The 21,169-nt window shown below is 60.3% G+C and carries 24 protein-coding genes, 1 pseudogene and 1 riboswitch; of the genes and pseudogenes, 14 read left to right on the forward strand and 11 right to left on the reverse strand.

Translation table 11 applies throughout. The features are described from left to right. The first annotated feature begins 30 nt into the window (after nt 1–30). Together OC71_RS19235 and OC71_RS19240 are read left to right on the forward strand one after the other, a co-directional pair. Nucleotides 31–1,029 carry a class I SAM-dependent methyltransferase gene (locus OC71_RS19235; protein WP_041072409.1) on the forward strand — a complete coding sequence of 333 codons (999 nt, stop codon included), beginning with the start codon at nt 31–33 and terminating at the stop codon, nt 1,027–1,029. Nucleotides 1,030–1,069: 40 nt separating this feature from the next. Continuing rightward, nucleotides 1,070–1,192, forward strand: a riboswitch (yybP-ykoY riboswitch). 88 nt (nt 1,193–1,280) lie between these two features. Further along, on the forward strand, nt 1,281–1,865 hold the full coding sequence (locus OC71_RS19240; protein WP_041072411.1) for a TMEM165/GDT1 family protein: 585 nt from the start codon (nt 1,281–1,283) through the stop codon (nt 1,863–1,865). 171 nt (nt 1,866–2,036) lie between these two features. Here OC71_RS19240 and OC71_RS19245 read toward each other — a convergent pair whose 3' ends face one another. After that, nucleotides 2,037–2,855 carry a M48 family metallopeptidase gene (locus OC71_RS19245; protein ID WP_025109318.1) on the reverse strand — a complete coding sequence of 273 codons (819 nt, stop codon included), beginning with the start codon at nt 2,853–2,855 and terminating at the stop codon, nt 2,037–2,039. Nucleotides 2,856–4,207: 1,352 nt separating this feature from the next. Between OC71_RS19245 and OC71_RS28800 the strand changes: the two are divergent. Beyond that, nucleotides 4,208–4,405, forward strand: a pseudogene (locus OC71_RS28800) (HAMP domain-containing protein); the annotation flags it as partial. 111 nt (nt 4,406–4,516) lie between these two features. Then, nucleotides 4,517–5,260 (forward strand): methyl-accepting chemotaxis protein, encoded by a 744-nt coding sequence (locus OC71_RS28805; RefSeq protein WP_371260437.1) that lies wholly within the window; start codon nt 4,517–4,519, stop codon nt 5,258–5,260. Nucleotides 5,261–5,347: 87 nt separating this feature from the next. Here the strand turns inward: OC71_RS28805 and OC71_RS19255 are convergent, their stop codons facing one another. The 3 genes from OC71_RS19255 to OC71_RS19265 are packed head-to-tail and all read right to left on the reverse strand — an operon-like array spanning nt 5,348 to nt 6,460. After that, nucleotides 5,348–5,971, reverse strand: coding sequence for an SOS response-associated peptidase (locus tag OC71_RS19255; RefSeq protein ID WP_041072416.1), 624 nt, complete (start codon nt 5,969–5,971; stop codon nt 5,348–5,350). 36 nt (nt 5,972–6,007) lie between these two features. Then, on the reverse strand, nt 6,008–6,268 hold the full coding sequence (locus OC71_RS19260) for a putative signal transducing protein (RefSeq protein ID WP_003228093.1): 261 nt from the start codon (nt 6,266–6,268) through the stop codon (nt 6,008–6,010). Between the two features lie 9 nt (nt 6,269–6,277). Further along, nucleotides 6,278–6,460, reverse strand: a complete 183-nt coding sequence (locus OC71_RS19265) for a CPXCG motif-containing cysteine-rich protein (RefSeq protein ID WP_041072418.1) — start codon at nt 6,458–6,460, stop codon at nt 6,278–6,280. Nucleotides 6,461–6,602: 142 nt separating this feature from the next. Between OC71_RS19265 and OC71_RS19270 the strand changes: the two genes are divergently transcribed. Continuing rightward, on the forward strand, nt 6,603–7,766 hold the full coding sequence (locus tag OC71_RS19270) for a 1-acyl-sn-glycerol-3-phosphate acyltransferase (protein ID WP_177327923.1): 1,164 nt from the start codon (nt 6,603–6,605) through the stop codon (nt 7,764–7,766). 88 nt (nt 7,767–7,854) lie between these two features. On the opposite strand, the gene OC71_RS19275 is transcribed toward OC71_RS19270, so the two are convergent. Continuing rightward, nucleotides 7,855–8,133, reverse strand: a complete 279-nt coding sequence (locus OC71_RS19275; RefSeq protein ID WP_007967709.1) for a hypothetical protein — start codon at nt 8,131–8,133, stop codon at nt 7,855–7,857. Nucleotides 8,134–8,327: 194 nt separating this feature from the next. On the opposite strand from OC71_RS19275, the gene OC71_RS19280 reads away from it, so the two are divergent. After that, on the forward strand, nt 8,328–8,534 hold the full coding sequence (locus OC71_RS19280) for a hypothetical protein (protein WP_027612213.1): 207 nt from the start codon (nt 8,328–8,330) through the stop codon (nt 8,532–8,534). Nucleotides 8,535–8,623: 89 nt separating this feature from the next. On the opposite strand, the gene OC71_RS19285 is transcribed toward OC71_RS19280, so the two are convergent. Then, nucleotides 8,624–9,208, reverse strand: a complete 585-nt coding sequence (locus tag OC71_RS19285; protein WP_025109324.1) for a YajG family lipoprotein — start codon at nt 9,206–9,208, stop codon at nt 8,624–8,626. A gap of 203 nt (nt 9,209–9,411) precedes the next feature. Between OC71_RS19285 and OC71_RS19290 the strand changes: the two genes are divergently transcribed. Next, nucleotides 9,412–9,645 carry a hypothetical protein gene (locus tag OC71_RS19290; protein ID WP_041072422.1) on the forward strand — a complete coding sequence of 78 codons (234 nt, stop codon included), beginning with the start codon at nt 9,412–9,414 and terminating at the stop codon, nt 9,643–9,645. A 708-nt stretch (nt 9,646–10,353) separates the two neighbouring features. Then, entirely contained in the window at nt 10,354–11,862 is a 1,509-nt protein-coding gene (gene mqo, locus OC71_RS19295) for a malate dehydrogenase (quinone) (RefSeq protein WP_041072424.1), read from the forward strand. Nucleotides 11,863–12,042: 180 nt separating this feature from the next. Here the strand turns inward: mqo and OC71_RS19300 are convergent, their stop codons facing one another. From OC71_RS19300 to OC71_RS19310, 3 genes are all read right to left on the reverse strand, one after another. Then, nucleotides 12,043–12,330 carry a PA4642 family protein gene (locus OC71_RS19300; RefSeq protein WP_041072426.1) on the reverse strand — a complete coding sequence of 96 codons (288 nt, stop codon included), beginning with the start codon at nt 12,328–12,330 and terminating at the stop codon, nt 12,043–12,045. Between the two features lie 63 nt (nt 12,331–12,393). Beyond that, entirely contained in the window at nt 12,394–12,879 is a 486-nt protein-coding gene (locus OC71_RS19305; RefSeq protein WP_041072428.1) for a hypothetical protein, read from the reverse strand. A gap of 135 nt (nt 12,880–13,014) precedes the next feature. Next, on the reverse strand, nt 13,015–13,572 hold the full coding sequence (locus tag OC71_RS19310; RefSeq protein WP_041072430.1) for a hypoxanthine-guanine phosphoribosyltransferase: 558 nt from the start codon (nt 13,570–13,572) through the stop codon (nt 13,015–13,017). Nucleotides 13,573–13,734: 162 nt separating this feature from the next. On the opposite strand from OC71_RS19310, the gene upp reads away from it, so the two are divergent. Together upp and OC71_RS19320 are read left to right on the forward strand one after the other, a co-directional pair. Then, on the forward strand, nt 13,735–14,373 hold the full coding sequence (upp, locus tag OC71_RS19315; RefSeq protein WP_041072432.1) for a uracil phosphoribosyltransferase: 639 nt from the start codon (nt 13,735–13,737) through the stop codon (nt 14,371–14,373). A gap of 2 nt (nt 14,374–14,375) precedes the next feature. Beyond that, the gene (locus tag OC71_RS19320) at nt 14,376–15,650 is read left to right on the forward strand and encodes a uracil-xanthine permease family protein (RefSeq protein ID WP_007951684.1); all 1,275 of its coding nucleotides are present in this window, start codon (nt 14,376–14,378) and stop codon (nt 15,648–15,650) included. A gap of 150 nt (nt 15,651–15,800) precedes the next feature. Here OC71_RS19320 and hemH read toward each other — a convergent pair whose 3' ends face one another. Together hemH and OC71_RS19330 are read right to left on the reverse strand one after the other, a co-directional pair. Further along, nucleotides 15,801–16,826, reverse strand: a complete 1,026-nt coding sequence (gene hemH, locus OC71_RS19325) for a ferrochelatase (protein ID WP_041072436.1) — start codon at nt 16,824–16,826, stop codon at nt 15,801–15,803. Between the two features lie 13 nt (nt 16,827–16,839). Further along, on the reverse strand, nt 16,840–17,742 hold the full coding sequence (locus tag OC71_RS19330) for a TIGR01777 family oxidoreductase (RefSeq protein ID WP_041072438.1): 903 nt from the start codon (nt 17,740–17,742) through the stop codon (nt 16,840–16,842). A 197-nt stretch (nt 17,743–17,939) separates the two neighbouring features. Here OC71_RS19330 and OC71_RS19335 point away from each other — a divergent pair, with 197 nt between their 5' ends. The 4 genes from OC71_RS19335 to OC71_RS19350 all read left to right on the forward strand — a co-directional run bounded on the left by OC71_RS19335 (nt 17,940) and on the right by OC71_RS19350 (nt 21,168). Beyond that, a complete protein-coding gene (locus OC71_RS19335; protein WP_041072440.1) occupies nt 17,940–18,926 on the forward strand; it encodes an NAD(P)/FAD-dependent oxidoreductase in 987 nt (328 codons plus the stop codon). Then, nucleotides 18,923–19,138 carry a TIGR02450 family Trp-rich protein gene (locus OC71_RS19340; protein ID WP_041072442.1) on the forward strand — a complete coding sequence of 72 codons (216 nt, stop codon included), beginning with the start codon at nt 18,923–18,925 and terminating at the stop codon, nt 19,136–19,138. The genes OC71_RS19335 and OC71_RS19340 overlap by 4 nt, the downstream gene beginning before the upstream one ends. A gap of 126 nt (nt 19,139–19,264) precedes the next feature. Next, complete coding sequence (locus OC71_RS19345; protein WP_041072444.1) at nt 19,265–20,227, forward strand: DUF523 and DUF1722 domain-containing protein; 963 nt, start codon at nt 19,265–19,267, stop codon at nt 20,225–20,227. After that, nucleotides 20,227–21,168, forward strand: coding sequence for a MerR family transcriptional regulator (locus OC71_RS19350; RefSeq protein WP_041072446.1), 942 nt, complete (start codon nt 20,227–20,229; stop codon nt 21,166–21,168). The genes OC71_RS19345 and OC71_RS19350 overlap by 1 nt, the downstream gene beginning before the upstream one ends. Nucleotide 21,169 lies beyond the last annotated feature (1 nt).

A 21,169-nucleotide genomic window follows, 5' to 3' on the forward strand; every position in this document is an offset into this window, starting at 1 on the left:
ACTGCGGCACTTTTTTTCCAAGGAGCAGTTATGGATCCGCGCAGTGAAGTACTGCTTCGTCAGGCCGAGTTATTCCAGGGTTCGCTGTTGCTGGCCGGGTTGCCCGCCGACGATTTGCTCGGGCGTTTGCCGAATGCGTTCGGCTGGTGCTGGCACGCCGGCGATCAGGCCGCACTCGATGCACGTTTCGAAGGTCGCAGCCATTTCGGCGTAAACGTGCCGGAGCGCGAGTTCGACAGCGCCGTGGTGTTTTTGCCCAAGTCCAAGGACCTGACCGACTACATCCTCAACGCGGTGGCCGCACGTCTGCCCGGGCGCGAAGTGTTTCTGGTCGGGGAAAAACGCAGCGGAATCGAGGGTGCATCCAAGCAGCTCAACCCGTTCGGCAAGCCGCGCAAACTCGACAGCGCGCGCCATTGCCAACTGTGGCAAGTGACCGTGGTCAATGCGCCGGAAGCCAAATCGCTGGAAAGCCTGGCGCAGACTTACGAGCTGCCGCTGGCCGAAGGCCCGCTTAAAGTCATCAGCCTGCCGGGCGTGTTCAGTCATGGCCGACTGGATCGTGGCAGCGCGCTGCTGCTGGAGCACCTGGACAAACTGCCGAGCGGTCATCTGCTGGATTTCGGTTGTGGCGCCGGGGTTTTGGGCGCGGCGGTCAAACGGCGTTATCCGCACAATCAGGTGACCCTGCTCGACGTCGATGCCTTCGCCGCCGCCAGCAGTCGTCTTACTTTGGCGGCCAACGGTCTGGAAGCCGAAGTGCTGACCGGTGACGGCATCGATGCTGCACCCATGGGTTTGAACGCGATTCTGAGCAACCCGCCGTTCCATGTCGGGGTGCATACGGATTATTTCGCTACCGAGAACTTGCTGCGAAAAGCAGCCAAACATCTGAAAAACGGCGGCGAACTGCGCTTGGTTGCGAACAGCTTCCTGAAGTATCAGCCATTGATCGAAGAGCATCTGGGCGTGTGCGCGATCAAGGCCGAAGGCAATGGTTTCCGGATTTACCGGGCCAAGCGCGGCTGAAAATTAGCACTTGCCGAATGGATTCTGCCTAGGCAGAATCCGCTCCGTCCTAGGGGAGTAGTCTCCCACGAGCGCCACGCTCGTCCGGCATACGTCAACATACTTGATCCTCAGATCATGGCGTATGCGACCCAAGCGTCCGCACCAGACGGATCGCAGGGTTTGACAAGACCTATGACACGCACACCTTACCCGGGGCGGGAAGGCTGTACGTGTCATAGCCGTGTCGACCCGCCCCTTAGGAAATCCTGATGCTGGACTCGTTACTCGTTCCCACCGCAATCGTTGCCTTGGCCGAAATCGGCGACAAGACGCAACTGCTCGCGCTGATTCTCGCCGCTCGCTTTCGCAAACCCTGGCCGATCATTGCCGGCATCGTCGCCGCGACCTTGGCCAACCACGCAGCAGCCGGTGCGGTAGGCGCCTGGTTCGGCAGCTTCTTCTCCGACGCGGTGTTGCACTGGATTCTTGCCGCGAGCTTCGCCGCCACTGCCCTGTGGACGCTGGTCCCGGACAAGATGGATGACGATGAAGCCGGCACCGCGCGCAAGTTCGGGCCCTTCCTGACCACGCTGATCGCGTTCTTCCTGGCGGAAATCGGTGACAAGACCCAGATCGCCACCGTGATGCTGGCGGCGCAATACCCTGAGCTGTGGCTGGTGATTATCGGCACCACGGCAGGCATGCTGATTGCCAACGTGCCGGTGGTATTGGCGGGTAACTTTGCTGCGGAGAAATTGCCACTGACGTTGATCCGTCGCCTGGCGGCTTCGGCGTTCTTCATTCTGGCAATCGTCGCGGTGTACAAGGCAATGCAGAGCAGTGGCTGGGTTTAATTCCAGCCTGAAGTAACACTGAACTGTGGCGAGGGAGCTTGCTCCCGCTGGGCTGCGGAGCGGCCCAACCTCTGCAATTGCGGTTCAACAGTTTCACCGCATTTGCTGCATTTACGACTGTTTCGCAGCCGAGCGGGAGCAAGCTCCCTCGCCACAATGGCCCGGTCTATCTCAGGACTTCGGGGCTTTTTCGTACAACGGCATCACCTTCGGAATTGCCGCCTGCAACGAAGCGATTCGGCTGGACGAGGCCGGGTGAGTGCTCATGAATTCCGGCGGTGCGCCTTCCGAGGCCTTGCTCATCTTGTTCCACAAGGTGATCGCCGCATTCGGGTTGTAGCCGGCGCGGGCGGCCAGTTCGAGGCCAATCAGATCGGCTTCGTTTTCATTGGCGCGGCTGTTGGGCAAGGTCATGCCGTAGTTGGCCACGGTGTCGGCCAGCGCCAGGCTGTCCTGGCCCAGACCGAACAGCGCACCGGCACCCTGCTTGGCCATTTCAATGCCATAAGCCTTGGACATCGCTTCACGACCGTGCTCGCGCAGGGCGTGAGCGATTTCGTGGCCCATGACTGCGGCGATTTCATCGTCGGTCAGCTTCAGGCTGTCGATCAGCCCGGTATAGAAAATGATTTTGCCGCCAGGGCCGCAGTTGGCGTTGAGCTCATCGCTCTTGATCAGGTTGACTTCCCATTGCCACTGCGCGGCATCCGGGCGGAAATTCGGCGCCTGGGCGATCAGCCGGTTGGCAATTGCCTGAACCCGCTTGGCCTCCGGGCTGGTCTTGTCCAGCACGCCTTTGCTCGACGCCTCGCCGACGGTCTTCTGATAGGACTGGGCATACATCTGGTCGACCTCTTGCGAGGACAGCATGCTGAACATGTACTGCTTGCGCTCCACGCCCACGGCTCCGCCGCTGGTGGTGTTGACCGACTGACAACCGGCCAGCAACAGCGCTGCGCTCAGTGCACTTACAACCAATGTCTTGTTCATTCAAAAGCTCCCTGAAAACCTGCCGCGTATCGTAGGGGGTGAATTGTATCGGCGCCAGATACAACAGACGTGTTGCAGCGTCTTTCGGAAATTTCCCACCGCTGTTGTCGTAAAAAATTCACAGCAACCGGCAAGCCTGCTGCCGCTGCGTCGTGCACCGATCCATTTGCGACATCGCCCGCCCTATGTTCCGTTCAACGCTCATGGCGCCATGCCTGCTGCCGATACAACAGCGCAGACGTCTTCTTGCGTGCGGAGCTCCCATGAAATTCAAGTCGATCCAGTTTTCCGTCGCCGCCCTGGCCGGCGCCATCGTCCTCAGCGTGGTTGCCGCGCTGGTGCTGTACGCGCTGTTTTCCGGTGCCCGCACTCAAGACATGGTGCAACAGCGCACTCAGGCGCAGTTCGAACAAGTCATCGAACAACGCCTGACCTCGTTGGCGCAGACCCAGGTCAGCCAGATCCAGCGCGAACTCGAAGCGCCGCTGCTGATTGCCGGCGGACTGGTGCGGGTCAACACGCTACTCGGCACACCGGGCGCCGACGGCCAGCCGCGACTGAGCATCAGCCGCGAGCAATTGATCAGCCTGATCAAGGAAAACGTCGAGCAGAACCCGAAAATTCTCGGCACCTACATCGGCTGGGAAAAGAACGCACTGGATCACAATGACGCGGCCTATGTTGGCAGCGCCGTGATCGGTATCGACCCTGCCAACGGACGCTTCCTGCCGTGGTGGTTCCGCAATACCGACGGCAGTCTGGGCGTGGACAAACTGGCCGATGTCGACGATCAGAAAACCCTGTCCACCGGGGTGCGCGCCAGTGAGTATTACCTCTGTTCCAAGGAAACCAAAAAGCCCTGCGTGATCGATCCGGCGCCTTACAAAGTCGGCGACAAAGTCGTCATGCTCGCCTCGTTCATTGAACCGATCATGCTCAACGGCACTTTTCAAGGCATCGTCGGCGCCGACCTGTCGGTGAACTTCATTCAGGACATGCTCCTCGCCGCCAACCAGAAGCTGTACAGCGGCGCCGGGCAAATGGCCCTGATCGGCGGTAACGGGCGGATCGTGGCCTACACCCAGGACCCGAGCAAATTCGGTGAAAAGGTCAGCGACATTCTCGACGCCGAACAGATTGCCAACATGGCCAATCTCAAACGCGGCGAAGTCACCTACTCCGTCAACAAGGACAAGGGCCGCATCGAGTTGTACCTGCCATTCGGCATCGGCCAGACCGACGCGCGCTGGACCCTGATGCTGCAACTGCCGCTGAACGCGGTAATGGCCGATCTGCAGAAACTTCAGGCCGACCTCGATGCCCAGCGCAAATCCGACACCTTCGGTATGGCCATGGTCGGTCTGATCATCGCCGGCATCGGCCTGCTGGTGATCTGGCTGGTGGGCCACGGCATCGCCCGCCCCCTGAAGCAGATGGTCGCCATGCTCGATGACATTGCCAAAGGTGAAGGTGATCTGACCCGCCGCTTGAGCAGTGATCGCAGCGATGAACTCGGCTCGATTGCCAAAGGCTTCAACACCTTCCTCGCCAAGTTGCAGGCGATGATCACGCAGGTGGTGACGTCGGTGCAGAGCGTCAGCGATTCCTCCGAACACACAGCCGACATCGCCATTCGCACCAACATCGGCATTCAGAAACAAATGGCCGAGATCGATCAGGTCGCCACTGCCGTGCAGGAAATGACCGCCACTGCGCAAGACGTGGCGCGCAACGCCACCCAGGCAGCGCAAGCCGCCAGCCATGCGGATCAGGCCGCTGGCCAGGGCATGCAGATCGTCCGTGATACCTCGAATTCGATTGGTGCGCTGGCGCTGGAAATCGGCAAAGCCGTGGGCGTGGTGCAGACGTTGGCCAAGGACAGTGAAAACATCAACGCGATTCTGACTGCCATTCGCGGGATCGCCGAGCAGACCAACCTGCTAGCGCTGAACGCCGCGATCGAAGCGGCGCGTGCCGGCGAACAAGGGCGCGGCTTTGCCGTGGTGGCGGACGAGGTGCGCAATCTGGCGCAGAAGACCCAGAAGGCCACCGAAGAAATCCAGAGCATGATCCAGCAACTGCAACAGGGCACCCGCGACGTAGTGCGGGTCATGGAGGACAGCCAGAACCGCACCGACGAAAGCGTGCAGCACGCGGCGAAAGCCGCCGAGGCGCTGGAGACGATTACTCAGGCGGTGTCGGTGATCAATGACATGAACACGCAGATCGCCAGTGCCGCTGAAGAGCAAAGCGCCGTGGCGGATGACATCAACCGCAACGTGATCAATATCGGTCAGGTGGCCAATGAAGTGGCGGGCGGTGCGGATGAGTCGAGTTCGGCGAGTGCCGGCCTGACCAAACTGGCGGAGCAGCAGCGGCGGTTGATCAATCAGTTCAAGGTTTAACAGCAAGATCAAAAGATCGCAGCCTGCGGCAGCTCCTACAGAATCGATGCAGGAGCTGCCGCAGGCTGCGATCTTTTCGCTTTCACATCAACCCGGGGTCAGACACTCCGGCCCATTGAGCTTCGGATCATTCACCAGATTCGCCAGCACCCGCTCGCGCAATGCCGCCGGCTCACTGGCGAGCAACCCCTGCAGCACATGCAGCGGCGTCGCGGGATCGAGCCAGGCCGCCTGCCCCGCCTCATCGAGAATCAACGGTCGGCGCTGACTGGCCGCCGGCTGCGTGATGACGGCGGTGCTCAGCCACACCTGCTCCTGCACCGGATACGCCTCCCAGATCGCCGCGAAAAACAGCGATGAACCCTCCCCCGGCGTCAGCCAGTACGGGCGCTTGCGCAGATTGCCGCGCCATTCGTAGAAACCGTTGGCCGGCAGCAGGCAACGACGCAGGCGCAGCGCTTCACGGAACATCGGTTGCTCGGCGACCGTTTCCGCCCGGGCATGCGCCGGAGTTTTCGACAGATCGGTCAGCCACGGCGGCGTCAGCCCCCAACGGGCGCGGGCCAGCGTGCGTTGGCCGTCGGCCTCGGCACGCAGCATCAACACCGAATCATTGGGAGAAATATTCCACTGCGCCTGCTGATCGGCGGGAAATCCGGGCAGGGCCGCGAAGTCGCGGCTCCAGCGAAACAGGGCATAACGTCCACACATGGGGCAACACGACTCAGCAATAAAACGAACGTCAGCCTAACAGACCAGCGTCCCGGGGAAGCTCTCCGGTTCATCGCCGGGCAGCGGCAGCGCGGCATTGTACGCGGTGATCAGCTCGCGGGCGTATTCGGCCTGATCGTTTTCGACCGACAACCCCAGCAGACCAAAAATCGGCAACTCCCCCGTGCCGCCGAGCAGATCCCGGCCCACCAGGTGCGCCTCGATGCCTTCGCTGGCGAGCATGCCCTTGAGCATCTCGCCTTCCATCAGGTTTTCCGGCTCGTAGATTCGCTGCATGGGCGCCCCTCACTCGTTTTCACTGAACACTTCCAGAAACCAGTCCGCGCCATGCACCTGCAGGACAAACGTAATCGGTCGACAACACACCTGACAGTCCTCGATGTAGGTCTGATCGCCGCCGGACAAGTCCACTGTCGTCTCTACCTCTTCACCACAATACGGACATTCATACAGTGCGCTTTCCAGCATCGCGGTCTCCCAGGTGACTTGTGCGTATAATCGCCGGTCTATTTGCAGGGCTATTTTTGTCTGGCTACTTTTTCAGACCGTGCCCCGTTGGTTTTCGATCAAAACCTTTACTTACCCTAGCCGTTTCCAACAAGAGAGCATGATGGGCGAATTCGATGCCATCCGACCTTACGACGACAGCGAAGTACCTGTGGTACTGGCAAGACTGCTCGGCGACAAGGCGTTTCTAGATATCCTCACCCACTTCCGCTTCCCGCGTTTTGCCGGTGCCTTCGGCTGGATGCTCAAACCACTTATAGCCCATCGGCTGCGTCGTGAGTTTGCCAGCGTGACCTCGGTGGCGACGTTGCAGGACAAGATCGAGTCCTACGTCGACCACACCATCGAGCGCGCCACCGACGGCGTGACCTACACGGGTGTCGAGCAATTCAAGTCCGGCAGCGCTTATCTGTTTATCGCCAACCACCGCGACATCGTGATGGACCCGGCTTTCGTCAACTATGCGGTGTACCACGCCGGCCTGCCGACGCCGCGCATCGCAATCGGCGACAACCTGCTGCAAAAGCCTTTTGTCAGCGATCTGATGCGCCTGAACAAGAGCTTCATCGTGCACCGTTCGATCACCGGGCGCCGCGAGAAGATGGCGGCGTATCAATTGCTGTCAGCGTACATCAACCACTCGATCCGCAACGATTGCGCCTCGATCTGGATCGCGCAGGCCGAAGGCCGGGCCAAGGACGGCGACGACCGTACCGAGTCGGCGATCCTCAAGATGTTCCACATGAGCCGCAAGGACGAGCCGTTCGGCGAAGTGATCCAGTCGCTGAACCTGACCCCGGTGTCGATCAGTTACGAATACGACCCGTGCGACCAGGCCAAGGCCCGCGAGCTGTATATCCGCGCCACCACCGGCACCTACGCCAAGGCACCGGGCGAGGATGACGTGAGCATCGCCAGGGGCATTACGGGCTACAAGGGCCGGGTGCACGTGAACTTCGCCGCGCCAATCACCGAGCTGTTCGAAGACACCAAGCAATTGGCGGTCGAGATGGACAAGCAGATTCTCGGCGGTTATCGCCTGTTCCCGGTGCATTACCTGGCATACGCGCAGTGGGCCGATGCCGATCCGCAACTGAACGTGCCGAAGGCTGCCGAGCTGTTCCCCGCCGACGAACTGGCCAAGGCGCAGGAAGAATGGCAGAGCCGTCTGGACGCCTGCCCTGTAGAGCATCGTCCGTATCTGGTGCTGCAATATGCGACGCCGGTGCGCAATCAGTACCGGGTGAAGGCCGGGTTACCGTTGTAAAACAAAAGCAAGATCAAAAGATCGCAGCCTGCGGCAGCTCCTACACCAATCTCCTGTAGGAGCTGCCGAAGGCTGCGATCTTTTGCTTTCAGAAGCGGGTGCTGATCCAGGAGACGATCAGGGCCAGGCCGAGGCAGGCAAAACCGAAGCGGTAGAAAAAGCGGTTCATGCGCAACGTCGCCCAATCCAGAATCGGTTCGGCGTTGGGTTGGGCCTGGCGCTGAGCGGCGATGCTGGCCATGGCGCGTTGTTCACGACGGCGAGTCGCATGCAGCAGCCAACTGCCGGGGAAGGCCAGTGCCAGCGCCAGCAGATTGATCAATTTGGCGGGATGGGCGGTAAACAGCGTCATCAAGTGCAGCGACATCACAGACCTCGGATCTGAATCAGTGTGGCAGGCGCCCGATCGACGACTGCGGCGCGGATTCTACCGAAACACTCCGCCACCACCCTACCCTTTGCGACAAATAACCTGACAATCGACCGATGGCTGTCCTGTGTCACGGCATCGTCATTTACATCGGCCACCATGCGCGCCTCGAAACACACATGGAACGCGACATGCTGCACGCCGAAAACCAGGATCGCCTGTACCTCATCACCCCGACCGACGAACAACAAAGCCTCGTCGGCAGCCTCGCCTTCAATGTTCAGGATCGCCACTGGCTGGTGTATTGCGCCCTCGGCGGGCATCAGCATGCGGATTTGCCGGAGACTGACCTGCTGACCGGTGTGAGCGTTCTCGACTTCTACTCCCAGGCCGCCTGACCCACATCGTCCTCTGTAGGAGCTGCCGCAGGCATGAAAAAGCCCGGCGCCATCACTGGCACCGGGCTTTTTCACATCAGCCGAACAGCTTACTCGGCGAGGATCTGACCCACGGTCGGGTCCTTGAACAGGCGAGTCAAGGCGTCGCTCAACACGTCGCTGACCAGCTTGGTGTTGGTTTCCTGGTTCGGCGCCATGCCGAACCGCTGGTCCAGCGAAGCACCGTAGCGGCCGCTGTAACGACGGTTGCCGCTCTGCACGTCGGAACGGAAGGTCGCGCCGATGGTGGCCTCGGTCACGTACATGCCTTCTTTCGGCGACTGGTACTTGAGCTCGGTCAGGGTCACGGTCAGCTGCGGCGCATTCATCGCGTTGCTGGTCGGGGTGAAGCCGAGCAGCCGCACGGCGGCTTCAGCCTGGGCCTGCAACTTCGGCAGGATCTGCTCGCGCTGTACGGTGATGGCGCTGGTTTCCGGGTACAGGCCGCCACGGGTGCCGAGGGTTGGCGACGGACGACCGTCAACCACGCGCACCACCACTTGCTGGCCATGGCCGACCGGGGCCAACTGCGTGGTCAGCTTCGGTTCCGGGCTCAGTTGTTGCGGGCTGTGGGCGCAGCCAACCAGGGTCAAACTGGTCACAGTGATCAAACCGAACAACAGGCGTTGCAACATGCTCTTTTCTCCAGAATCAGGCACAAACAGGCCGGCAGTATAGCGGTGGGCCACTGCGGGTAACCAGCACTCGACAGTGAATACTCAAATGTCTGACCCAGCCGAGAGAATGCGGTTCCTGTCACAGATTATTCACCGCCCTTACACCTTGGCGTCACGGCTGCCTGGCAAGCTTCAAACCAGTCCCCAACAAGGTACTTGCCATGCGTTATCTGATCTCGTTGTTCGCTCCACGTCCGCTGCACCGCAGCTTCGCCCTGCTGGATCGCAACGGCCACTGCCAGGCCTTCAAACAGTGCAGCCTCAAGCCAATGGGCGACGGCTGGGTGGAAATCGAAGAAATCCGCCTCAACTGGTTGCACCAGCCGCTGCCCGCCAGCGCCCGGGTCATCGAGCAACAACCTCGCGCACGTGCCCAGGCGATGTTGAGCATCTGACCGGATGCCTAATAAAAGTCATTAAACTCGACCAACTGCCCGCATTTCTTCGATACAATCTCCCCCCGATTATAAGGACGTCTCCTGATCGGGCCCCGCAACACCGGCAATGCCCTGCATTCGCCATCAAAATCGCCCACAGAGAGCCGCCCACACAGATCGAGTGAAGTTGGCGCGCTTGCCTGTTCTTCCGGCAAAACCCCCGCTTTTCGCGAATCTGCAGAGCTGTCATACGCTCGGCCACCGCGTTGTTTTGCCTTTGCGGGCACGGTGCCAGGCCTGGACAGCCCTTTTTTGAGGTTCACGTCTTCAAAAGAGCGTGAAAAAAACGGGTTTTCACAACTTCACAAGAGTGTGGCGAGCAAATGAATAGTTTTGCGTCTGAACATGCACCATTAGCGTCTGTAACAGCCCAACGACACAGGACCGGGGATACCTCGAACATCGGAGCCTGAAGCCTGTCCGCTACGGATTTGGTTGCACAAAACGGATGTCTCGACCATAAGTCGAATTGCCAGCCGCGTGCTGAAATGAGTTCATGCAACTCTTGAAGCCAGGCCGCATGCATCCGTCGAAGTTGCGAAAAATTGCGAAGATTCGGACATGACGAACCTGACCATGGGTTATCCGGGGCTTAACTGACCTGCCCCGCCACTCCCTGGCAGCCATGCCGACAATTTGGTGCTGCAGATTTTGGAGACGCGTTAAATGGCGCATAACGAAGCAGTCGACGTAGTTCTGGTTGGGGCCGGCATCATGAGTGCCACCCTGGCAGTACTGCTCAAAGAACTCGACCCGACGATCAAGCTGGAAGTCGTCGAGTTGATGGATTCCGGGGCCGCGGAGAGTTCCAACCCGTGGAACAACGCCGGTACCGGCCACGCCGGCCTGTGCGAGCTGAACTACACGCCGCAGGCCGCCGACGGCAGCGTCGACATCAAGAAAGCCGTGCACATCAATACCCAGTTCGAAGTGTCCAAGCAGTTCTGGTCGTACCTGACCAAAAAAGGCACCTTCGGCTCGTGCAAGTCCTTCATCAGCCCGGTGCCGCACCTGAGCTTCGTCCAGGGTGACAAAGGCGTGTCGTTCCTCAAGGAACGCTTCAACGTGCTGCACAAGCACCACGCCTTCGCCGACATGGAATACACCGAAGACAAGGCCAAGATGGCCGAGTGGATGCCGCTGATGATGCCGGGCCGTTCGCCGGACGAAGTCCTGGCCGCGACCCGCGTGATGAACGGCACCGACGTCAACTTCGGCGCCCTGACCAATCAGTTGCTCAAGCACCTGACCAGCGCACCGGACACCCAGGTCAAATACTGCAAGCGCGTGACCGGCCTCAAGCGTAACGGCGCCGGCTGGACCGTCAGCATCAAGGACGTCAACAGCGGCAACAGCCGTGAAGTCGATGCCAAATTCGTCTTCCTCGGCGCCGGTGGCGCGGCCCTGCCGCTGCTGCAGGCTTCGGGCATCGAGGAAAGCAAAGGCTTCGGCGGCTTCCCGATCAGTGGCCAGTGGCTGCGTTGCGATAACCCGGAAGTGGTCAAGCACCACCAGGCCAAGGTCTACAGCCAGGCCGCGGTGGGTTCGCCACCCATGTCCGTGCCGCACCTGGACACCCGCGTGGTCGACGGCAAGAAGTCCCTGCTGTTTGGGCCATACGCCGGTTTCACCACCAAGTTCCTCAAGCACGGCTCCTTCATGGACCTGCCGCTGTCGGTTCGCGCCGGCAACATCGGGCCGATGCTGGCAGTGGCGAAAAACAACATGGACCTGACCAAGTACCTGGTCAGCGAAGTGATGCAATCGATGGAGCAGCGTCTGGACTCCCTGCGCCGCTTCTACCCGGAGGCGAAAGCCGAAGACTGGCGCCTGGAAGTGGCCGGCCAACGGGTACAGATCATCAAGAAGGACCCGAAAAAGGGCGGCATCCTGCAATTCGGTACCGAGCTGGTCGCAGCGAAAGACGGCTCCCTCGCCGCCCTGCTCGGCGCTTCGCCAGGCGCTTCGGTGACCGTTTCGATCATGCTGGAACTGATCGAGAAATGCTTCCCGGCCAAGGCCAAGGGTGAGTGGGCGGCCAAACTGGCCGAGATCTTCCCGGCCCGAGAGAAGGTTCTGGAAACCGATGCTGCGCTGTATCGCAAGATCAACACGCAGAACAACATCGCCCTGGAACTGGTTGAAGAAAGCAGCGAGACCCCAAGCTTCGCTTGATCTTGCGACATGAAAAACGCCCCGTACTCAGTGAGTGCGGGGCGTTTTTTTTGGCCGAAATTTGAAACTCTGACCTCTGTGGCGAGGGAGCTTGCTCCCGCCGGGCTGCGCAGCGGCCCCAAAATCTCGTGAGCGCTGCGCACTCAAGCGGGAGCAAGCTCCCTCGCCACAGGGATGATCTTAACCGCGCGCCTTGTCGATCAGCTCAATGTACTCGGCCGCGTTACGCTGATCCTTGATCAGATCAACAAACGTCTGGCCCTGTTCATCCTTGCCATCAACGTCGTAACCGGCAGCCACGAAGAACGTCAGGAAGCGCTCGAAATCGTCGATGCGCAAACCACGATAGGCCTTGATCAGTTTGTGCAGCGACGGCGAAGTGGCGTCGACCGGCTCAAAATCGAGGAACAGCTTGATCTGCTCATCGCCGATCTCGTCACCAATCACCTGTTTCTTATCTTTACGCATTGCCGACTCCAGCTCGCAGACATTACACGGGGCGGGCAGTTTACCCCTGCCCAGCCACAAGGCTCAACGCGCACGAACGGCCCCGGTGTGCAGATCGGCCCAGATGTGGCCGTTGGCGTAACTGAGGAACTGTACATACACGGTGTCGTTGCGCAGCAGATCGACCACCACCCGGTATTGGGCCAGCGGGTAGAACAGGGTCAGGGTCTTGCTCTTGTCGTCATAAACCGGTTTTTTCAGGCTTTTGCTTTCGCCATCGAAATTGACCAGCACCTGGGTGATGGTTGCGCCCTTGTTCAGCGACTTGCCCTTGAGGCGGATCATCAGCGGTGAGGTCACCGGAATCGGCTGCTGATTGGACTGGCGTTGCGCACCGACCACCACCGAATAATCGGTGACCTGCAGCAGTTGTTGCTGCTCGGGTTCGGCATCACGCAGGGTCAGGTCGTCCGGCGGTAGAAACTGACTGTGCATCGGCGCCGGGGCGGCGGCCAGAGGCAGGCTGAGGGTCAGCAACAGGGCGGCAAAGCTGCGGATCAAGAGGCTCATGGCAGGCTCCGGGGGCAGGGCCGAGCACTCTAGCATGGGATTAAAAGCAAAAGATCGCAGCCTTCGGCAGCTCCTACAGGGTGTACATCAATCCCCCTGTAGGAGCTGCCGAAGGCTGCGATCTTTTGATCTTGCTTACATGCCTTTAACGGCAAAGATCCCGTTGGCGTTGCGCCAGTAGCCTTTGTAGTCCATGCCGTAACCGAAGATGTAGCGGTCAACGCATGGCAGGCCGACGAAGTCTGCCTTCAGGTCAGGACGTGCCTTGCGGTCGTGGTCCTTGTCGATCAGCACGGCGGTGTGCACTTTGCGCGCGCCGGCGTGTTTGCAGAAGTCGATGATCGCGCCCAGGGTGTGACCTTCGTCGAGGATGTCGTCGATGATCAGCACGTCGCGGTCGATGAACGAGACTTCCGGCTTGGCTTTCCAGAACAGGTCGCCGCCGCTGGTTTCGTTGCGATAACGGGTGGCGTGCAGGTAGGAGGCTTCCAGCGGGAACTGCAGATGAGTCAGCAGTTTGCCGGAGAAGATCAGGCCGCCGTTCATCACGCAGAACACCACCGGGTTGCTGTCGGCCAGTTGTTCGTTGATGTGTGCACCGACGCGGGCGATGGCGGCCTCGACTTCAGCTTCGGTGTACAGGCAGTCAGCCTCTCGCATGATTTGACGGATATGCTCGAGATCAGCGGACATGGCGCTCTCCAGGGGTGGCGGAATTGGAAAAGCGGGCAAAGGTACGCATCCCGCGAGGTCGAATCAAGCGTTAATGGACTAACGTACTCAATGTCCTATAGGACATCACCCTCGGATAGATTAATCTAGGCCGGTTTTTTTGCCCGCCGCCGGAGTTTTTCCATGCCCATCCTCGAGATCCGCCATCCGCTGATCCGCCATAAACTCGGCCTGATGCGCCGCGCTGACATCAGCACCAAGAATTTCCGTGAGCTTGCTCAGGAAGTCGGCGCCCTGTTGACCTATGAAGCTACCAAAGACCTGCCCCTGGAAACCTACGATATTCCAGGTTGGTGCGGCACCGTGTCGGTGGAGAAAATCGCCGGCAAGAAGATCACCGTCGTGCCGATCCTGCGCGCCGGCATCGGCATGCTCGAAGGCGTGCTGAGTCTGATCCCGGGCGCCAAGGTTTCCGCAGTGGGCGTCGCCCGCAACGAAGAAACCCTGCAAGCGCACACCTACCTGGAAAAACTGGTTCCGGAAATCGACGAACGGTTGGCGATGATCATCGACCCGATGCTCGCCACCGGCAGCTCCATGGTCGCGACCATCGACCTGCTGAAGAAAGCCGGCTGCAAGGACATCCGCGCAATGGTGCTGGTCGCCGCGCCGGAAGGCATTGCTGCCGTAGAAAAGGCTCACCCGGACGTGACCATCTACACCGCGTCCATCGATGAGCGCTTGAACGAGCACGGTTACATCATCCCTGGGCTTGGCGACGCCGGTGACAAGATCTTCGGCACCAAGCAGAAGGACGCGTAAACATGCAGCAAGAGTTCAACGATCCGCTCTGGCGCACGGTGCTGTCCGGTGCCCAGATGCTGTTCGTGGCTTTCGGCGCCTTGGTGCTGATGCCGCTGATCACGGGTCTTGACCCGAACGTGGCACTGTTTACCGCGGGTTTAGGGACGATCCTGTTCCAGATCGTCACCGGGCGTCAGGTGCCGGTGTTCCTCGCGTCGAGCTTTGCCTTCATCACTCCGATCATTCTCGCCAAGGGCCAGTTCGGCCTCGCCGCGACCATGGGCGGCGTGATGGCGGCCGGTTTCGTCTATACCTTCCTCGGCCTTGCCGTGAAGATCAAAGGCACCGGTTTCATTGACCGTCTGCTGCCACCGGTAGTGATTGGTCCGGTAATCATCTCCATCGGCCTGGCCATGGCACCGATTGCCGCGAACATGGCAATGGGCAAGGCGGGTGATGGTTCTGAACTGATCCACTACCAGACCGCGATGATGATCTCGATGCCGGCGCTGCTGACCACGTTGATCGTGGCGGTGTTCGGCAAAGGCATTTTCCGCCTGGTGCCGATCATTTCCGGGGTGCTGGTCGGTTTTGCCATGTCGTTTTATTTCGGCGTGGTCGATACCGCGAAGATTGCTGCCGCGCCATGGTTCGCCCTGCCGCACTTCACGGCACCCGAGTTCAACTGGCAGGCGATCCTGTTCATCGTTCCGGTGGCGCTGGCGCCGGCCATCGAGCACATCGGCGGCGTCATTGCCGTGGGCAGCGTGACCGGTCGTGACTATCTGAAGAAGCCGGGCCTGCATCGCACCTTGCTGGGTGACGGCATCGCTACCACGGCCGCCGGCCTGTTTGGCGGTCCGCCGAACACCACCTACGCGGAAGTGACCGGCGCGGTGATGCTGACCAAGAACTACAACCCGAAAATCATGACCTGGGCGGCGATCTTCGCCATCACGCTGGCGTTCATCGGCAAGTTCGGCGCGCTGCTGCAAAGCATTCCGGTGCCGGTGATGGGCGGGATTCTGTGCCTGCTGTTCGGCTCGATTGCCGCGGTGGGGATGAACACCCTGATCCGTCACAAAATCGATCTGGGCGAAGCGCGCAATCTGGTGATCGTCTCGGTGACCCTGGTGTTCGGCATCGGCGGTGTGCTGGTCGGCACCGGCACTGGCCCGGACGACTTCGGCCTCAAAGGCATCGCGTTGTGCGCGGTGGTGGCGATTGCGCTGAACCTGATCCTGCCGGGCAATGACAGCTGGAAGCACAAGAAGGCGGATGAGCCGCTAATCTAAAATCTGCTCATGACCTGTGGCGAGGGAGCTTGCTCCCGCTTGACTGCGAAGCAGTCATAAACTCGGCGGATGCGGTTTCCTGTGAACCGCGTTCGCAGGGTTTGGGGCTGCTTCGCAACCCAGCGGGAGCAAGCTCCCTCGCCACAACAGCTACAGCGCCAACGGCGCTCTCTCGCACAGGGTTGCCAACGCCTTCGCCCATTGCGGGTCGTCATTCAGGCACGGCACCAGCACCAGCTCCTCGCCCCCCGCCTCGCGGAACTGTTCCTGGCCGCGATCCCCGATCTCTTCCAGCGTCTCGATGCAATCGGCGACAAACGCCGGGCACATCACCAGAATCTTTTTCACGCCGCTTTTCGCCAGCTCATCCAGCCGCGCCTCGGTGTAGGGTTCGATCCACTTGGCCCGCCCCAGACGCGACTGAAACGACACCGACCATTTGCCATCGGCAATGCCCGCACGCCTGGCGAACTCGGAGGCGGTGCGTAGGCACTGGGCGCGGTAACAGGTGGCCAGCACAGCCGGCGAGGCATTCTTGCAGCAGTCTTCGTTTTTTAAGCAGTGATTGCCCGTCGGATCGAGCTTGGTCAGGTGCCGCTCCGGCAAACCATGAAAACTCAGCAGCAAGTGATCGTAGTCCTGCTGCAAGTGCGGTTGGGCGCTGGCGACCAGTGCATCGAGGTATTCCGGCTGATCGTAGAACGGTTGCAGCACCGACAGTTTCACGTCGAGCTTGTTCTCGCGAATCACCCGCTTGGCTTCTTCGATCACCGTGGTGGTGGTGCTGTCGGCGAACTGTGGATAAAGCGGTGCCAGCGTAATGCGCTTGTGCCCGGCTGCGACCAGTTGCAGCAATTTCGTTTCAATCGACGGCTCGCCGTAACGCATGGCCAGTTCCACCGGGCCATGGGTCCACCGGGTGGTCATCTGCTGTTGCAGACGACGGCTCAGCACCACCAGCGGCGAACCCTCCTCCCACCAGATCGACGCGTAGGCATGGGCCGATTGTTCGGGGCGCTTGATCAGGATCAGCGACACCAACAGCCGCCGCACCGGCCACGGCAGGTCGATCACGTACGGGTCCATCAGAAATTGATTGAGGTATCTGCGTACATCGGCCACCGAAGTGGAGGCCGGGGAGCCCAGGTTGACCAGAAGCAAGGCGTGATCGGTCATGCATCGTCCTATTTCAAAGGCGGCCGGAGAGATCATCCAGAGCCGCGCGCAAATCCGTGAACTGGAAAGTGAAACCCGCTTCCAGCAAGCGTGCCGGCATGGCGCGTTGGCCACCCAGCAACAGCAAAGACATTTCGCCAAGCCCGACCTTCAGCGCCAGGGCCGGCATCGGCATGAACGCCGGACGATGCAGCACGCTGCCCAGCGTCTTGGCAAACTCGCGATTGCGCACCGGTTTCGGTGCGCAGGCATTATAAGGACCGCTCGCCTGATCGCGGTGCAGAAGAAAATCAATCAGGGCGATTTGATCATCAATATGAATCCATGGCATCCACTGCCGACCATTGCCCAAAGGCCCGCCCAGCCCAAGCTTGAACGGCAGCAACAGCCGCGACAAAAAGCCGCCCTCGGCTGATAGCACCAGCCCGGTTCGTACCAGCACCACGCGCACGCCCAATGCTTCGGCACGCTGCGCGGTTTCCTCCCAGGCGATGCACAACTGGCTGGCAAAATCGTCGATCACCGGCGGTGAGTCCTCGGTCAGCTCGCGCTCACCGCCGTCACCGTACCAACCGACTGCAGAACCGGAAATCAACAACGCCGGTTTCTGTTGTCGTGTTTCCAACCAGGCCAGCAGGGTTTCGGTCAGGGTGATGCGGCTGCTCCACAACAACGCTTTGCGCCGATGGGTCCATGGCCGATCCGCGATCGGTGCTCCAGCCAGATTGACGATTGCGTCCAGTGGCTCGTTGCCGAAGTCTTCGAGACGGGCAATACCACGCACCTGCGCACCGCAGATCTGCGCGACCTTCTCCGGACGCCGACTCCACACCGTCAGTTGATGGCCTTGCTTGGACCAATACTGACAGAGCTGACGTCCGATCAAACCAGTACCGCCGGTCAGCAATATGCGCATGACATCTTCCTCGCGTGGCGTTTTACCCGGATCACTAGTCTATTTTTATAAGCAGGGATCTTTTCTATCGGGCAGGCTCTATTGTTTAACCATAGGCCAAGCTGTCAGAACGAAAACGCTAGAAGTTATACCAAAAAACAAAATTGTACAGGTTTCATTGACGGCGTAGTCTGTACAGAAAGGTAAACGAGGCCCCTATGACTGTACCTATCGCAATCATCGGCACCGGCATCGCCGGACTCTCCGCCGCGCAGGCGCTGACAGAGACCGGACACACCGTCCAGCTCTTCGACAAAAGCCGCGGCAGCGGCGGGCGCATGTCGAGCAAACGCAGCGACGCCGGTTCTCTGGACATGGGCGCGCAATATTTCACCGCCCGCGACCGGCGTTTCGTCACCGAGGTGCAGCGCTGGCAGAGCCAGGGCTGGGTCGCCGAATGGCAACCGCAGCTCTACACCTGTCAGGGCGGGCAATTGAATCTGTCGCCGGACGAGCAGACCCGTTGGGTCGGCACGCCGCGCATGAGCGCCATCACCCGCGGCTTGCTCAATGGCCTGGAAGTGCACTTTGCCTGCCGCATCACCGAGGTGTTTCGCGGCGAAGAACATTGGCATTTGCAGGACGCCGAAGGCTTCACCCATGGCCCCTTCAGCCATGTGGTGATCGCCACCCCGGCGCCGCAAGCCACCGCATTGCTGGCCGCCGCACCGAAACTCGCCGGCGCGGCCGCCGGGGTGAAAATGGACCCGACCTGGGCCGTCGCCCTCGCCTTCGATACGCCACTGGACACACCGATCGAAGGTTGCTTTGTGCAGGACAGCCCGCTCGACTGGCTGGCACGCAACCGCAGCAAACCGGGACGTGACACGACGTGCGACACCTGGGTGCTGCACGCCAGCAGCGCCTGGAGCCGGCAACACATCGACCTGCCCAAGGAAGCGGTGATCGAGCAACTGCACGGTGCCTTCGCCGAACTGCTGCACAGCGCCATGCCCGCGCCGACCTTCAGCCTCGCCCACCGCTGGCTCTACGCGCGCCCTGCGACCGGCCACGAATGGGGCACGCTGGCCGACGCCGATCTGGGCCTGTATGCCTGCGGCGACTGGTGCCTGTCGGGGCGCGTCGAGGGGGCCTGGCTCAGCGGCCAGGAAGCTGCACGCCGTTTGCACGAACACCTGCAATGAACCGCATCAATCCGCAAAAGCTGCTGCTCTCGAAGTGGACAGCAGCCCACCCGCAAAACCGTGAAAAGCATTTTCTGGTCACCGAGCTGTTCCGTGATGAGGAAGGTACGGTGCTGGAGGTTGAATTGCAGGCGGTGCTGACCAAGCGCGCCGAACGCCTCGGTTGGCAGACGCTTAAAGACAACACTCACTGGTTATCCGGCTGGAAATGATTTCCCGGTGGGACGTTAAACCTGGAAAAACTTATACAAATGAGTTGACTTGTACACGCATGAATCTATGCTGAGGAAAAGTTGTACAGAAATAAATACCTGTACAGGAATAGATTCGAGGTGTGCATGTCCGATCTTTCTGCTTTGCGGCCCAAAATCGCCATCAGCGCCTGCCTGATGGGCGCCGAAGTGCGCTACAACGGCGGGCACAAGGAATCGCGGCTGTGCAGCCGCACCCTCGCCGAGCATTTCGAATTCGTCCCGGTTTGTCCTGAAGTCGCGATTGGCCTGGGCATTCCTCGCGAGCCGATCCGCCTGGTCGGGGATCCGGACGCTCCTGAAGCGGTCGGCACCGTCAACCCGCAAATCAATGTCACCGAACCACTGGCAGCCTACGGGCAGAAAATGGCCGGCGAGCTCAATGACATCTGCGGCTATATCTTCATGCAGCAGTCGCCTTCGTGCGGTCTGGAGCGGGTCAAGGTCTATCACGCCAACGGCGCGCCGGTGAACGGCGGCGGCCGTGGCATCTACGCTCAGGCGTTCTGTGCGCAGCACCCGGATCTGCCGGTAGAAGAAGCCGGACGCCTGAACGATCCAGTGCTGCGGGAAAACTTCATCACCCGCGTACTCGCCTACAGCGCCTGGCAACAAGTGCTCAAACAAGGCTTGAGCCGCCGCGCACTGACCGAATTCCACTCGCGCTACAAATACCTGTTGATGGCGCACAACCCTGAACAATACAAAGCCTTGGGCAAATTGCTGGGCAACATGGCCCAGACCGATCCGGTCGAACTCGGCCCGCGCTATTTCAGCGAGTTGATGAGCGCGTTGAAGAAATGCGCCACCCGCCGCACTCACAGCAACGTCCTGCAGCACATCAGCGGCTATCTGAAACAGGCGATCAGCCCTGAAGACAAACAGGAAATGCAACATGTCATCGGCCAGTACCGTCACGGCATCGTGCCGCTGGTGGTGCCGCTGACCTTGCTCAAACATCATTTTCGCCAACACCCGGACCCGTACATCGCACAACAGGTGTACCTGCAGCCGCATCCGGAAAACCTCAGCCTGCGAAACGCCATTTGATGAACGACACACTCGACAGCAGCGCCCGGGAAGACCTCGGTGCGGACTTCAAGAAAGCCCTCGACGAGGGCTGGCTGCCCATCCGCGAAGTGGCGCGGCAGACCGGCGTCAACGCCATTACCCTGCGCGCCTGGGAGCGCCGTTACGGGTTGATCGTGCCGCAGCGCACGCCCAAGGGCCATCGCCTGTATTCCAGCGAACATGTGCAACGCATCCTGACCATTCTGACCTGGCTCAACCGAGGCGTGGCGGTCAGTCAGGTCAAACCGTTGCTCGACGCGCCGCAAGCTTTTACCGAGACGGTGGAGAACGACTGGCAACGACAGCGTCAGTCCTTGCTCGGCGCCGTCATCCAGCTCAATGAGCGCAATCTCGACGACAGCATCAACCAGGCCATGGCCCTGTACCCGCCACGCACGCTGTGCGAGCAATTACTCCTGCCGCTGCTGGCCGAACTCGAACAGCGCTGGCAAGGACAGTTCGGTGCGCAGATGGAGCGTGTGTTCTTTTATTCGTGGTTGCGCAGCAAATTCGGCGCGCGCATCTACCATAACAATCGGCAATTGCACGCTGCACCGCTGCTGCTGATCAATCACTCGGACCTGGCGCTGGAACCACACCTGTGGCTCTGCGCGTGGCTGATCAGCAGTGCCGACTGCCCGGTACAAGTGTTCGACTGGCCTCTTCCGGCCGGAGAACTGGCGCTGGCGGTCGATCATCTGCAAGCGCGAGGAGTGCTGCTGTATTCCAGCAAGGCAATGAACCTGGCGCAGTTGCCGAAACTGCTGAACGGCATCAGCGCGGCAAAAATGCTCGTCGGACCAACGGTATGCATCCACCAGACCGAGTTGTCCGTAAGAACCCTTGAGATCGCTGATTTGATCCTGGCCGAAGATTCGCTCTCGGCCCATCAGGTACTCGTTCAGCGTGGGCTGATTTAAT

It is taken from the genome of Pseudomonas sp. W15Feb9B (assembly GCF_000828175.1).
Lineage (GTDB): Bacteria > Pseudomonadota > Gammaproteobacteria > Pseudomonadales > Pseudomonadaceae > Aquipseudomonas > Aquipseudomonas parakoreensis.